Origin of the sequence: Novosphingobium sp. ZW T3_23 (assembly GCF_044987305.1) — a bacterium.
GTDB lineage: Bacteria > Pseudomonadota > Alphaproteobacteria > Sphingomonadales > Sphingomonadaceae > Novosphingobium.
Map to the genome: position 1 here is coordinate 52,669 of NZ_JBJDRF010000014.1, position 13,631 is coordinate 66,299.

Sequence of the window (13,631 nt, forward strand, 5' to 3'; positions counted from 1 at the left end):
AGGGCTAGAAGACATATTAAGCGGTGTTCCTGCATCCTGCGCTGCCGAATGCGGAGAGCTGGGTTTTCGAGGATAACTCCCGTAACGTCGATTGGGTTCGGGGCCAGGCCAGATTTCGTTCCGGACTTCAGATTCATAAACCTCGAGCAGCCCGGCGAGCTCACATCGGCGCTAAGTTGAAGCGCCTAAGGATCCGTTTGGAAATTCGCGAGAGATGCTCAGTCGAGTTTTAAGCGACTTGCATCCTATTCGTCTCGAAGCAAGGCTACCCCGCCCGAGCCCTCACAATGGTACGCAGAGCGCCTTGTTTCACGTCGAGGACGTATACCTCGGCAATCGAGGATCGGCTCGATCCTGCCAAGTTCCAGGGCAGCGAGTTCCCGTCCGAGATGCGGATTCTCAAGGTGCGGGCTGGGCCCGCCGAGTGTTCGATCTCGAACTCGCATCGGTCGAGCCGAGGGCTGACCCGGATCGGCGTTTCAGAGGCGAAGCGGCCGTCGTCCAGAAGCTGGATGTCGAGGACGTGTTCCCCGAGGCGCGCATGAAAACGTCGGCGGACACCGTCGCGCGGATGGACCAGGAGTTGGTTGTCGCGTTCTTCCAGCGCACCGGAAAGGGCGATGCGGCCGAATAGTTCGTCATCCACCAGCGTGGTCGCTGCTGCGCGCAGGGCCCCGCAGAAGCCCAGGTCGATTTCGCAGGAATAGTACCACGACCCGTGCCGATGGGGCTGGTCCAGCCATGTCTCACCAAGAGCGGCGGGCTCGAAGCCGCCACCCGCGCCGCCGTCGTTGGCCTTGCCGGGGTACCAGTAACCGTAATCGCTTTCCGGCGTGCCGCTGTTCAGCAAGGCCCAACTGCTCAAGGCCGAGGCATGGGCAAGCCGCAGCAGCGGACGGTAATCGGAGGTATCGTTCAGGGCATGATCGAGGATGGCCCAACCGCCCATCTGCGCCATGTAGCTTAGCGTATAGGAATCACCCGCCTGCGCACGGTAATCGCTGCCGAGAGTGTAGTAGGACGGTTGCAACCACCCCCGGCAGAACAGGTTGGCATCCATCTGACGCCTGGCGAAAGCGCGAGCACGTTCGGGCGGGAAGCGCTCCGGTCGGTCGAGCGCGTAGCGGGCGATCGCCTGCGTGGATTCGAAGCCGGTGGAATCGAAAGCGTATTCCGAGGCGAAGAGATCGTCGACCTCGTTCACGAAGTGGGCGACCTTGTGCTCCCAGTGCCCGGCCAGTTCGTCGGCCTGCGCGATCCGGCCTTCGCGGCGCAAGGCCTCGATCAGGTCGGGAATAACCAGTTCGTTGTAGAAGCCGGTGGAATCGGCCTCCCAGCCGATGATTTCCTTGGGGATCACGAACATGGCGCGTGCTGTGCCGAAGGCGCGTTCGAGGTAGTCGGCTGCGGCGAGCCGCGTGCGGAAACCGTGCCGGTCCCGCGCGATGCGATAGAGCGCGAAATACATCAGCGCGATGTGTGGGTAGTCGTAAGGCCGCCAGAAGTGTTTGCGGCCTTTTTCGCCCGGATCCGCGCTGTCGCGGTTCCGTTTCCAGTCTGGAATGCCGTAGAGCGCGTAAGGCCACTCCTCGTCGGTCGTCCGCTGGAGCCCGCCCCAGACGAAGTGCTCGACATAATCGTCCAGCGCGTCGATTTCGGCCTGCACCGGGTATTCCGCGTTCTTGGCGGCAAGGAATGCGGGCTTGGAGAGGCCTGGATCGTCGCAGGTCACTTCGTAGATACGCCAACCCTTGATCCGGTCGTAGTTATCGGGGCCGAGGAGGGTTTCGCTCTCCATGTTCCATTCGGCCAGCAGGCCGTCGTACCATTTCGCGGGATCGCGATGACGGCGTGCGGCGATGAAGGCCCCGCGCTTGGCGATCATCGTCTCGACCGGTTCGGTCACGAAGAATTCCAACGTGGTCCGCCCGCCGTCTGCCTGATGCAGCGTGACGTGGTTCTCACCGAGGCGGGCGAAGCGCAGGCGAAAAAGCTTGCGACCGGCTCGTTCTCCAAGCGGCGTCCATTCGGTTTGCGTAGGGTGCTCGGGATCCAACCGGACGACCGGTACGCTGGAACCCAGCGAAAGCGTTACGTCCAGATCGGTGGGCACGGTCATGCCCGGCACGACTTCGACGTCGATCAGCCCGTGCGCGGCAATCGTCTGGCGCATCGCGGCGTAACCGTCCACGAGCAGGAAACGGACGCCTCTCCGGGCTGTTTCCCCCGCCGTGAGCGTGAGGCTGGTCGCGGGCAGGCGCCAGCGCGAACCTGCCGCCTGCACGGCGGCGACTTCGGCGGCGGCGTGGAAAAAGACCCTGTAGAGGTCCGGCGATTTCTTGGGCGCATCCCAGTATTCCAGCGCTGCCCCGTTCTCCGGCAGCATGGTAAGCCAAGGGGTGCGACTGTCCTTGCGCTGCCAGAAAATGTGCGAGCTGCGACCGGAAATAAAGCTGTGCTTGAGGAGAGCATCGGGATCGCCTTTTGCCGCGTGGATCATGTTGATCGGCAGCGGAAGGGCAAGATCGCCGAACTCGATCGGCCTGGCCGTCTCGTTGGAAAGCGTCAGTGTCAGGTACAGTCCATCGTCTTCAAGGGCGAGACTGCTGGTAACGGAGATGCCGGCAGCGAGAAGGTAGCGCGTCTCCATCCCGCTCGCGGTCTGCCTGATGCGTTCCGGCTCCTGCATGCGCGTTTCGAAACGCTGCCATGGCCCTTCTGCGATGCGATAGGTTCCGGCGGCATTTCCAAGCCCGGCGCCCGCATGGATGAAATCGCCTGGTACGGTGTCCGAGGCGGCCGACAGGCTGGTTGCGCGGCCACCGTCGAAGCCCAGTTTGAAAGGCTTTCCGCGGCCCGCGAGTACGGAACTGACTTTTCGCGGCAGGGACGAAGGCGAGGCTGCGGCCTGTAGCGTCGTTTCGAACGCGGGCAGGAGTGCGCCCGCCAGCCCGGCGCGGATCAGTCCACGTCGGTCGAGCGAGACGAGGGGCGTGGAGCGGTGCTTGCGCTTAGGGATGCGGCGACTGCCGAGCGATCGGGCGGGTGCATCGTCGTCAGCGCTATCCAAGGCTCAATCTCCGGCAAAATAACGATGTATATCGTATAATATGCTCGGAGCGATGTCAAAATCTGCTGGGGTGCCTGGGACACGCCATTGCAGTGAGACCATTCTCTCCGCGATTGAAAGGGGCCATCCCCCTCTACCGGCGCGTCGAGATTTGGTGGGCGACGACGCCAGCCCCAATCTCGATCGCTATTTAGGTGCCGGCTGCAAGTTACTGGGCAGCTTTCCGCTCGGCATCGAGCCGCTCGACGAGTTTCGCGATCTCGTCGGGATTGAGAATCCAGGTGCGGGTCCTGCGGCCTTCGCGGAACACAGGCCGCGTCAACAGGATGCGCGCCTGCTCCTTGGCGAAAGGCTTGAAGAGCGAGAAATGCATCACGCATTCGAGCATCGATCCGATCACCGGCGTCTTGCCATCCAGATCGATCAGCGTTGCGGGCTGGTCCCAGGGAATGTTCATCATGGCGCGGGCCTATCGTGGGTTCCGAAGAATGCAAAGGCCGAATGCTCTGGCCCGCTACACGCTCGACCGACCGGAGCGCCTGACTCCGGCGCCGGATGATGCCATGAAGCCGATCCGATAGAAGCCGGTTAGGCGGCAGATATGTTTTATATCTTCGGAAGTTTCATTGTTGCCATTACCGATTCCTGCAACATTTCAGGAAAAATATCACTTTCCAGCACAAATGGTCCGGGGCGATTGCTCAAGGTATTGTTGAGCACGCCGTACATGACTTGGAAGGCGAAGCGGATTCGATCGACACTTACACGGTCCCGATCCACTCCATCGACGTCGAGTACGCGCTGGATATACGCCGTGGCCAGATTGTGGGCGTTGCGCCGAAACGGCTCCCATGCCTCTTCGCATTCGAGACTGACCTTGAACGCGGAGCGGAAGAAGGTCTTCTGGCGCAGATAACGATCGACCTGCGCGCGCATGAGTTTCGGCAGAATGTCCTCGAACTTCTCTTCGCGGACTATTCGTTCGAGTAGTGGTCCGGATTCGGCGGCGGCGAAGACCATCACTGCCTTGAAGAGCGTAATCTTGTCGGGAAACCTGGAATAGAACGCCCCGGTGGAGCACTGCGCCGAGGCGCAGATGTCGATGATGCTGACATCGTCGAACGGCACTTTCCGCGATATCGCCAACGACTCTTGGATCAGCCGATCGCGCAACGTGCGGCTGCGGGATTGCAGCGCGGGGATCACGCCTACCCGGAGGAGATCGTCTTCGATGTCGATGGTCAGGCTTGCGTCCGTCATGAATGCGGCATCGCGCATGGGGAGGTTCTTGTCCATGGGCGCGAAAAACAGAATGCTATTCGCATTCGTGTTGACCTGACGAGGTCGGTGGTGTTAGGCGGATGCCAACAAGCCCGGCCAGGGCTGGATTTGAGAGGATTTCATGATTTCTGCGCCATCCATTTCCATGCTCAATCGCCGTAAGGTGCTGCAAGCGGGCGTGACGACCGTTGCTGGAGGGCTTCTCGCAGGCTCCGCTTCCTCCTTGCTTGCCCAGGCGACAGGCGTGAAGTCGGCAGGCGTGAAGTCTACAGGCGTGAAGTCTGGCCCGGCCAAGGGCGCGAAGCTGGTTCTGCTCGGTACCAAGGGCGGCCCTCGCGTTGGTGGAACGCGCTCGAACCCGGCCAACGCCCTGGTGGTGGACGGCAAGGTCTACGTTATCGACACCGGCATGGGCGTGACGGCGCAGATCGTGAAAGCCGGGCTCCCGCTTGCCGATATCCGCGCGATCTTCATTTCGCACATGCATTCGGATCATCAGCTCGAATTCGGCAATCTCGTCTACAACATGTGGGCGGCGGGAGCACTCCGTCGTCCGGTCGATGCTTACGGGCCGGTCGGGATCGAGGCGATGGCAGCCGATTTCTGGCGGCTCAACCGCATGGACATCGCCACCCGCATGTCCGACGAAGGCCGCGTCGATCCTGCCACTTTGCTGCGCGCGCATGATTTCGCGTCGAAGCAGGGGGTGGTCATGTCGGACGGCGGCGTGAAGGTATCTGCTTTCACCACGCCGCATCCCCCGCTCGACAACCTGGCCTATCGCTTCGAGACGCCTTACGGCAGCGTCGTCTACTCGGGCGACACCGCCTACAATCCGGCCCTGGCCGACTTTGCCAAGGGCGCCGACGTGCTGGTTCACGAGGTTCTCTATGTGCCCGGCGTGGACGAACTGGTGAAGCGGGCCAACGGCACCCCCACTTTCCGCAACCACCTGATCGAGAGCCACACCACTGCCGAACAGGTGGGCCGGATCGCCGCCCGCGCGGGCGTGAAGAAGCTGGTGCTCAGCCATTTCGTGCCCGGCGACATGGAATGGATCACCGACGACATGTGGCGCGGCGAAGTGGCCAAACACTTCAAAGGCGAGATCGTGGTCGGCCGCGATCTCATGGAAATCCCGCTCGGATAAGCCGCGAGAGGAAGATCATGCGCAACCGGACCATTCCGCTGCGCGATCGGGGCCTCGCCGGATGCGTGACAATCGGATTGCTCTTGCCGGGCTGCGCTTTCGCAGCCGCGGGCGATGACGCGCAGCCGGTTCCCGCGCAAACGGTGGTTGCCGCGACGCCGCAGCCCGTCATTCCCGCCGGCGCCCCGGCACGCGATCCGCTGAAGTCGCCTTATCCGGCCGAAGCGGACGGGCAGGGGCCGCGTACCGGACCCAACTACATGATGCTCCGGGGAGCGGAGGACTGGCGCTTTCTGCGAAACCCCAAGGCGAAGCGGGCCCCTAAGGCTAAGCAGGAATGGGCCTCTCCGCTCAAGTTCATTCCGCTGGCGGGGGACGGCGACGTCTCGCTGACGCTGAACGGCGACCAGCGCGACAGCGTCAGCCTTTCCACCCGCCCCCTGCTTTCCGATACGACCAACCGCGTGGAGGTGCTCTCGCGCACGACCTTGGGCGCCGATCTCAGGATCGGCCCTTCGGTGCGCTTCTACGGTGAACTGGCATCGGGCCGCATCTTCGGGAAGAACGAGAACCGCCATATCGCGATCCAGCAGAACGACCTGATCGTCCAGCAGCTCTTCGCGGAAGTGCGCGCGCCGGTGGGATCGGGCACGGCGCGGGTGACGGTGGGGCGGCAGGAGTTCTTCGACGGCCCGCGCTTCATCATCAGCCCGCGTGAAAATCCCAACATTCGCGTCTCGATGAACGGCGCGCGCCTGTCTATGGACTGGCGGCGGTTCCGCTTCAGCGCCTTCCATTTCGTGCCGACCGAGCAAGGCACCGGTCTGCTGGACGACAAGATCGGCAACGGCGAAACCCTGAGCGGCGTCTATTCCAGCTTCGTCGTTGCGGGCGGCGCTGCCAAGGGCCGGACGGCGGTTTATCTCGATCCCTTCTATTATCATTTCGAGGACGACGACCGCACGCTCGGTCGCCTCTCGGGCAAGGACCGGCGCGAGACGTACGGTGCGCGGCTCTGGGGCCGCCTCGGCCCGGTCGCGTTCGACTGGACGGCAATGAAGCAAGACGGCCGTTTCGGTGTCCGCGCGGTCGATGCCTGGGCCGTGAGCACCAACCAGTCTGTCGCTCTCGGCAAGGGCGCTTCGTCGCCCAGACTCGGTTTCCATGCCGACTACGCTTCGGGCGGCGGCACTTTCGACAGTTCCGGCAAGGTCGGCTCGTTCAATTTCCTTTACAACGCCACGATCATCTTTAGTGACGACAACTACCTGGGCGCCACCAACCTGATGGGCGTGGCACCCACGCTGGTCGTGCCGGTGACGCGGAAGTTCTCCGTGACGGGAGAGACCGGCTTCTACTGGCGGCCCAACCAGAGCGATGCGGTCTATCGCGGGAATTCCCAGGTCTATGCCGGCACCCAGAACGCGGCGGGCAAGCATGTCGCCAACATCGCCCGGTTCAAGGCCAACTGGGCGCTGAACCCCCACGTCGCGCTGACCTTTTTCGCAAACTACGTGGATGCCGGAAAGGTCTTACGCCGCGCGGGTTATGGCGATAACCTGTTCGTCCAGACGATGATGACCCTGCGGTTCTGACGTGGTGGCCGCTTCCGCTTTCCCGATCGCCGCTCCGGTCTGGAAGGGGAGCAGCCTCCCGTCCAGGCCGCAGGCGGTGGGAGAGAATGTGCGGGTTGTACGGACCAAGCTGGGCGAAGGGCAGGTCATCCTGTGCTGCGCCATGGCCCTGTTCGTCAGCGGTTATGCGTTTCAGGCGTTGAGTTTCTCGATGCCGGGACTGATCCGGGACTGGAACCTGGACACCGCGCTGGTGGGTCCACTGCTGTCTTCCGCGATCTTCGGTCTCTTGCTGGGTTACATCTTCGTCGCGCCCTTGGCCGATCGCGTTGGCGAGCGCCCGGTAATCTGCGGCGCGATGGTTTCGCTGGCGCTGGCGACGACGGTCTGCATGACCGCTTCGACCATCGCGGTTCTCGTCCTGGGCAGGGTCTTCACCGGGGTGTCGATCGGTACGGCGCTCCCAAGCGCGGTTTCGATCGCCAGCCGACATGGGACCATGCGCTGGCGCGGCGCGCAAGTCGTGGGCATCTACGTCGCGTTCTCGATAGGATTCCTGGCGGCAGGGCTGGTGAGCGGCTGGATCGTCCCGCGCTGGGGGTGGAGGGCGCCCTGGGCGGCGGCGGTGCCGCTCGCCTTGGTGTCGGCCCTGCTCGGCATGGCCTTGCCCGCCCGGGGCGGGGAAGCGGCAGGCGTACCAGTCGGCCGTCCGCTGGCCGTGCTTTTCGCTCCACACCTCAAGGCGGGAACCGTGTCGTTCTGGATCATGTTCTCGATCGGCCTGGGCCTGTTCTACGCGCTCCAGTCGTGGCTGCCCTTGCTCAGCGCGCGCGAAGGATTGCCCTATTCCAGCGCCGTGGCCGCCACGAGCATGTTCACGCTCGGCACGGCGCTGGGCGCATTGCCGATGATCTGGTGGGCGGACCGGATGGGGCCATTCCGCGCGCTCGCGGCGATGGCGGCAGTGGGGCTGACCGGCATCGTGCTGCTCGGCACTTTCGCCCAAAAGGGTGGCCCGTCGTTCCACGCGGCCGCGATGATCGCGGGGGTAGGCATCGGCGGCGGCCAGAAAGGCATGATTGCCGCTGCCTCGCTGTTCTATCCGCCTGCCGTGCGGTCTACCGGGCTGGGCTGGGCTCTCGGCCTGGGACGGTTGGGCGCTGCCTGTGGTCCGCTGCTGATCGGCTACCTCACGATGCACGATGTCGAGAGCGGCACCGCGCTGCTCTGCCTTGCCCTGCCAGTACCGGTGGTCGTGATGGCCGCTGGCTTCCTGGATCGAACCTACGGCCGGATCGACCGCGCCGCCCATCATCCGCCGTCGCTTTCGACGGACCATAAGCGGACACCATGATGACCAGAGACCCCCAGACCATCCTGTCGCATGGTGCGATGAAACCGTTGCAGATCGCGGCGGTGACGCTTTGCGTCCTGCTCAACGCGCTCGACGGGTTCGACGTCCTGGCGATCAGCTTCGCCTCGCCGGGGATCGCCTCGGAATGGGGGATCGACCGTGCCGCCCTCGGGCTGGTGCTGTCGATGGAACTTATCGGCATGGCGGTGGGCTCGGTGGCGCTGGGCAATCTGGCAGACCGGATCGGACGGCGGCCGACGGTGCTGGCTTGCCTCGTCATCATGGCGGGCGGCATGGCCATGGCGACGACGGCCGGCTCCGTGGTGTACCTTTCGGTCATCCGGCTCGTCACCGGGCTGGGGATCGGTGGAATGCTGGCCTGCACCAACGCCCTGGTGGCGGAGTTCTCCAACGACCGCCATCGCAACCTGGCCGTGGCGATCATGGCCGCAGGCTACCCGATGGGCGCCATAGTCGGCGGATCGATCGCTACCAGCTTGCTCGCGACCGGCCATTGGCGCGACGTCTTCATGTTCGGGGCGGCGGCGACGGCCGTGTTCCTGCCGATCGCCTGGTTCCTCCTGCCGGAATCGATCGGCTTCCTCCTGCAGAAGCGCGGACCCGGCGCGCTGGAGCGGATCAACGCCAACCTGCACCGGCTGGGCCACGAAACCGTGCCCGCCCTTCCGCCCGCGCCGGTCATCGCCACGAAAGCCTCCATAACACAGCTTTTCGCCCCCGGCCTCGCGCGCAGCACCATCCTGCTGACGCTTGCCTACTTCTGCCACATCATGACCTTCTACTTCATCCTGAAGTGGATACCGAAGATCGTCGTGGATATGGGCTATGCCGCGTCCAAGGCGGGTGACGTGCTGGTCTGGGCCAATGTCGGCGGCCTGGCCGGCGCCACCCTGCTAAGCCTGCTGACCTACCGGATCGCGGTGCGCAAGCTGGTGATCGTTGCCATGCTGGCATCCACCGTGCTGGTTTCGCTGTTCGGCCAGGGGCAGGATACGCTTGCCGGGTTGGCGCTTATCGCCGGAGCGGCAGGCTTCTGCACCAATGCCGGTGTGGTTGGTCTCTATGCCCTCTTCGCGAAGGTCTTCCCCACATCGGTGCGCGCGAGCGGAACGGGTTTCGTCATCGGTCTCGGCCGGGGCGGTGCCGCACTCGGTCCGATCGTCGCGGGCTTCCTGTTCAACGCGGGGTTCGCGCTATCGAGCGTTGCCGTGCTCATGGGAGCGGGCTCATTGATCGCAGCCGCAGCGCTGGCCGCACTTAGAGAACGGGTTCCGGCGGCGGAATGAGCAGCAGTTGCCACAGGTCCGCCTGCTCGGCTAGACGTTCGGGATGAATGACCGTCCGATTGCCGCCCGCTGACAATGCTGCGTCCCTGGCAGATCAGCCTTAGCCAGCGCATCGACGCCGGAAGAACCGAACCCATTTACATGCAGATCATCCAGGCGGTGATCCGCGATATCGAAAGCGGTCGTCTTACGTCCGGCAGTTACCTGCCCAGCAGCCGCGAACTGGCTGTCAGCCTGGGTATCAACCGCAAGACGGTGGTCCTGGCCTACGAGGATCTGATCGCGCAGGGTTGGCTCTCTTCGGCCGGCACGCGCGGCACCATGGTATCGGCCGCGTTGCCCGATCCCGGTCCTTCCCCGGCTCCCGAGGGGCCCGGAGACGCCGCGCGCGCCGAGTATCGTTTTATCTCCGGCCCGGAACACCCGCTGGCCCTTCCGGAAGGGCCCGGTCTCAAGTTGGACGAAGGCGCTCCAGATGGCCGGCTGTTTCCGGTAGAACTGCTGTCCCGCGCCTATCGCGCCGCCGCCCAGCGCCTTGTGCGCGCGAACGGCCTGCAATACCGCGATCCGCGCGGCGCGCCGGTCCTGCGCGAAAGCGTGGCCGAAATGCTGAAGAGCCAGCGCGGCCTGCCGGTGACGGCGGACAACATCTGCATCACCCGCGGCAGCCAGAACAGCATCTTCCTCGCCGCCAGCTTGCTCATCCGTCCCGGCGACGCGGTGATCGTCGAGGAACTGACTTACGAGCCCGCCGTCGCTGCCTTCGCGGCGCGCGGTGCGAAGATCGTGCCGGTGGGCCTCGACCGTGACGGCATATGTCTCGAAGACGTGGAACTGGCCTGCCGCCGCAACCGCGTGGCGGCCGTTTTCGTGACGCCGCACCACCAGTTCCCGACAACGGTGGCCTTGCGACCCGAACGGCGCCTGCGCTTGCTGGACCTGGCCCGTCAGTTCGGTTTCGCCGTGATAGAGGACGACTACGACCACGAATTCCACTTCGCCTCGCAGCCGCTGTTGCCGATGGCGGCCTATGCGCCGGGGCGGGTTATCTACGCGGGGTCGTTGTCCAAGCTGCTGCTGCCCGCGCTGCGCATCGGCTACATAGCCGCGCCGGTGGAGGTGATCGAGGCGCTGGCCCATGTCGTCTCGCTGGTGGACGGCATGGGCAACACCCTTACCGAGACGGCCGCTGCCGAACTGATCGAAAGCGGCGAATTGAGCCGCCACGCGCGCAAGGTGCGGCAAATCTATGCCCAGCGCCGCACCACTTTCGCCGCCGCGCTGGACGCCACTCTGGGCGACCGGGTGAGCTATGAAATGCCTCCCGGTGGCCTGGCCTTCTGGCTTCGCTTTGCGTCGGAGGACATGCTGGACCGGATAGAGGCGGGCGCGGCGGCGGCCGGGCTGCGCTTCGCGTCGTCCCGCTCGTTCATGACGCGCGACAGTGCTCCGCGCGGCCTGCGCATCGGCTTCGCCAGCCTGGACCAGCACGAAGCGCGCGGGGCGCTAGAGGTACTGCGCTCGGTGGTGGACTGACGGCGCTGTCCCGGATCAGGTCCGGGACAGCGGCTGGTTCGCCTCCCGCATCGCTGCGGCCAGCCCCGCATCCGGGTGCCCGGCCAGTATCTGGGCAAGGCTTTCCGGACGTTCGTCCTGGCCCAGCTTGAAGGTCGCCTCGCAGGACAGCACCGTGGCCCGGAAGGCAATGATGTGGCGGCTCATCGGCTCGTAGCGCTCGCCCATCTTCGCTACCGTCCAGCGGTCCGGGCGATCGCCCTCCATATGGGCAATCAGGCGGTCGAGTGCCTCGCCGTTGTCCTGGGGTGAAAAGGCAACGTCCACTTCGAAGCGCGCCACCGCGTAATTCCACGTCGGCGCCCATTGCGGCTGCGTCACCAGTTCAGGCGAGATGTACCCCTGCGCGCCCTGGAACAGCAGCAGCGCGCGCGGTTGCTGCCGCAGCGCCTCGACCTGCGGATTGGCCAGCGCGAAGTGGCCGATCAGCGCGGCGATGCTCCCGTCCGCCGCCAGATCCGCTACCAGCGGCAGCGGCGTCGCATGGAACGAGGGCGTACCCGATACCACCCAGGCGAGGGGGTGGTGGGCGACCAGCGCCGCGATTTCGGCGGCATTGCGCGGGGACCACCGGCTCATGCGCCGGCTCCCGTGTAGCGTTCCCGTCCGCCGACAATGGTGCGCAATACCTCCACTTTGAGTAACCTTTCCGGATCGATGGTCGTGGGATCGCTGTCCAGCACGGTGATGTCGGCAAGGAAGCCCGGCGCAATCCGTCCGAGCCGATCCTCCTGAAAGCCGGCATAGGCATTGGCCACGGTATAGGCCGTAAGCGATTGTTCCACCGTGACCTTCTGGTCGGGCAGCCAGCCTTCCGGGTTGGCGCCGTCGATGGTCCGGCGCGTGACGGCGGCATGGATGCCCGCCATCGGGCTGAGCGGCGCGACCGGCCAGTCCGAACCGAAGGTCACCGTTGCCCCGCTCTTCATCAGCGAGGCGAAAGCGTATGTGCCGTTGAGGCGCTTTTCGCCGATGCGCTTGACCGCCCACCGACCGTCGTCGACGGCGTGATAGGGCTGGACCGAGGCGATCACCTTCTGCCGTGCGAAGCGCGGGATCGTGGCGGGTGCGATGTGCTGGGCATGTTCGACGCGAAAGCGGCGGTCACGCTTGCCGTTGAGGGCTTCGGCCTCGGCGTAGAGATCGAGGATGTCGTCGTTCGCCTCGTCGCCGATGGCGTGGACGGTGATATGCAGGCCCGCGCGATCGGCGGCGATCACCGCTTCGCGCAATTCGTCGAGCGGCATGACCCGCACGCCCCGCGTGTGCGGATCGTCGGTGTAGGGATCGTGGAACAGCGCGGTGCGGGCGCCGAGCGAACCGTCTACCAGGGCCTTGAGGCCGCCCCAGCGCAGCCAGTCGTCCCCCCGGCCTTCGGCCTTCACCAGGGCGGCCATCTTCTCCCAATCGCGCAGCGGCACGAAGTTGTAGAAGCGCATATCCGTCTCGCCCTTGGCGCGCAGGCGCCGGAGGGCGTCGAAGCAGTCCCAATCGAAGGGATCGGGGATATGTACCTGCGCGATGCCACACTTCAGGCTATGCGCGATGCCGCCCCGCAGCGAGGCTTCGAGCTGTCGGTGTGTCAGCGGCGGGATCACGCGTTTGACCAGAGCCTTGGCGTTGTCCTTGAGAACGCCGGTCGGTTCGCCTTTCGCGTCGCGCACGATCACGCCGCCTGCCGGATCGGGCGTGTCACGGGTGATGCCGGCGAGCTTGAGGGCAACCGAGTTGCAGAGAAAGCTGTGCAGGTCGGTGCGCGGTATCGCGATCGGGGTGTTCGGGCTGACCGCATCGATCCAGTCGCGCGTGGGCAGTTCGCCGCCGATCCGCTGTTCATCCCACGATCCGCCGAGCAGCCAGTCGCCGGGGTGTGCCTGCACCGCAGCAGCGATGCGGGCCACGAACTCGGCGCGGTTCCCTACATTGAGCAGGTCCGGTTGGGAGAGCGTGTCGGAGCCCATAAGGAAATGCGTGTGGTTGTCGGTAAAGGCCGGCATTGCGAAGGCGCCCGCCAGGTCGACCACTCGCGTGGATGCGCTGATGCGCGCTTTCACCGCATCGGCTCCCACGGCGACGATGCGGTCGCCGACGATGCCGATCGCGTCCGAGCGTACGCCGGTTCCGGTCCAGACCTTGCCGCCGACCAGCGCGCAATCCAGCGGTGTGTCTGCCGCGAAGGCACTTCGCGCGAACGGTATGCTCATCGCTGCGAGCGCAGTGCCGGATCCCAGAAACCGACGACGATCGAACATGGCTATCCCCTTGCCGTTCATAAGCGACAATCCCCTTCGCCTACCCGTTCGGTCCAGCCAACATCCAA

At 64.8% G+C, this 13,631-nt stretch carries 10 protein-coding genes; 5 read left to right on the forward strand and 5 right to left on the reverse strand.

Annotated features, from left to right (window positions below):
- Positions 1-265 precede the first annotated feature (265 nt).
- The 3 genes from ACI3K3_RS10145 to ACI3K3_RS10155 all read right to left on the reverse strand — a co-directional run bounded on the left by ACI3K3_RS10145 (position 266) and on the right by ACI3K3_RS10155 (position 4,366).
- Positions 266-3,070 carry a DUF5695 domain-containing protein gene (locus ACI3K3_RS10145; RefSeq protein ID WP_404913464.1) on the reverse strand — a complete coding sequence of 935 codons (2,805 nt, stop codon included), beginning with the start codon at positions 3,068-3,070 and terminating at the stop codon, positions 266-268.
- A 208-nt stretch (positions 3,071-3,278) separates the two neighbouring features.
- Positions 3,279-3,530 carry a hypothetical protein gene (locus ACI3K3_RS10150; RefSeq protein ID WP_404913465.1) on the reverse strand — a complete coding sequence of 84 codons (252 nt, stop codon included), beginning with the start codon at positions 3,528-3,530 and terminating at the stop codon, positions 3,279-3,281.
- 146 nt (positions 3,531-3,676) lie between these two features.
- Entirely contained in the window at positions 3,677-4,366 is a 690-nt protein-coding gene (locus ACI3K3_RS10155) for a TetR/AcrR family transcriptional regulator (RefSeq protein WP_404913466.1), read from the reverse strand.
- A 130-nt stretch (positions 4,367-4,496) separates the two neighbouring features.
- Here ACI3K3_RS10155 and ACI3K3_RS10160 point away from each other — a divergent pair, with 130 nt between their 5' ends.
- From ACI3K3_RS10160 to ACI3K3_RS10180, 5 genes are all read left to right on the forward strand, one after another.
- Positions 4,497-5,501 carry an MBL fold metallo-hydrolase gene (locus tag ACI3K3_RS10160; protein WP_404913467.1) on the forward strand — a complete coding sequence of 335 codons (1,005 nt, stop codon included), beginning with the start codon at positions 4,497-4,499 and terminating at the stop codon, positions 5,499-5,501.
- Between the two features lie 17 nt (positions 5,502-5,518).
- Positions 5,519-7,096, forward strand: coding sequence for an alginate export family protein (locus tag ACI3K3_RS10165; RefSeq protein ID WP_404913468.1), 1,578 nt, complete (start codon positions 5,519-5,521; stop codon positions 7,094-7,096).
- 88 nt (positions 7,097-7,184) lie between these two features.
- Positions 7,185-8,429, forward strand: a complete 1,245-nt coding sequence (locus ACI3K3_RS10170) for an MFS transporter (RefSeq protein ID WP_404913469.1) — start codon at positions 7,185-7,187, stop codon at positions 8,427-8,429.
- A 113-nt stretch (positions 8,430-8,542) separates the two neighbouring features.
- A complete protein-coding gene (locus tag ACI3K3_RS10175; RefSeq protein WP_404913494.1) occupies positions 8,543-9,736 on the forward strand; it encodes an MFS transporter in 1,194 nt (397 codons plus the stop codon).
- Between the two features lie 75 nt (positions 9,737-9,811).
- A complete protein-coding gene (locus ACI3K3_RS10180) occupies positions 9,812-11,272 on the forward strand; it encodes a PLP-dependent aminotransferase family protein (protein ID WP_404913470.1) in 1,461 nt (486 codons plus the stop codon).
- Positions 11,273-11,287: 15 nt separating this feature from the next.
- On the opposite strand, the gene ACI3K3_RS10185 is transcribed toward ACI3K3_RS10180, so the two are convergent.
- Both ACI3K3_RS10185 and ACI3K3_RS10190 read right to left on the reverse strand, forming a co-directional pair.
- The gene (locus tag ACI3K3_RS10185) at positions 11,288-11,890 is read right to left on the reverse strand and encodes an FMN-binding negative transcriptional regulator (RefSeq protein ID WP_404913471.1); all 603 of its coding nucleotides are present in this window, start codon (positions 11,888-11,890) and stop codon (positions 11,288-11,290) included.
- Positions 11,887-13,563, reverse strand: coding sequence for an amidohydrolase (locus ACI3K3_RS10190; protein ID WP_404913472.1), 1,677 nt, complete (start codon positions 13,561-13,563; stop codon positions 11,887-11,889). The genes ACI3K3_RS10185 and ACI3K3_RS10190 overlap by 4 nt, the downstream gene beginning before the upstream one ends.
- Between the last annotated feature and the right edge of the window lie 68 nt (positions 13,564-13,631).

Bases quoted from the DNA above. Each gene is read 5' to 3' on its own strand.
- ACI3K3_RS10150 (WP_404913465.1), bottom strand. From the start codon at position 3,530: ATGATGAACATTCCCTGGGACCAGCCCGCAACGCTGATCGATCTGGAT.
- ACI3K3_RS10155 (WP_404913466.1), bottom strand. From the start codon at position 4,366: ATGGACAAGAACCTCCCCATGCGCGATGCCGCATTCATGACGGACGCA.
- ACI3K3_RS10160 (WP_404913467.1), top strand. From the start codon at position 4,497: ATGCTCAATCGCCGTAAGGTGCTGCAAGCGGGCGTGACGACCGTTGCT.
- ACI3K3_RS10165 (WP_404913468.1), top strand. From the start codon at position 5,519: ATGCGCAACCGGACCATTCCGCTGCGCGATCGGGGCCTCGCCGGATGC.
- ACI3K3_RS10180 (WP_404913470.1), top strand. From the start codon at position 9,812: ATGCTGCGTCCCTGGCAGATCAGCCTTAGCCAGCGCATCGACGCCGGA.
- ACI3K3_RS10185 (WP_404913471.1), bottom strand. From the start codon at position 11,890: ATGAGCCGGTGGTCCCCGCGCAATGCCGCCGAAATCGCGGCGCTGGTC.
- ACI3K3_RS10190 (WP_404913472.1), bottom strand. From the start codon at position 13,563: ATGTTCGATCGTCGTCGGTTTCTGGGATCCGGCACTGCGCTCGCAGCG.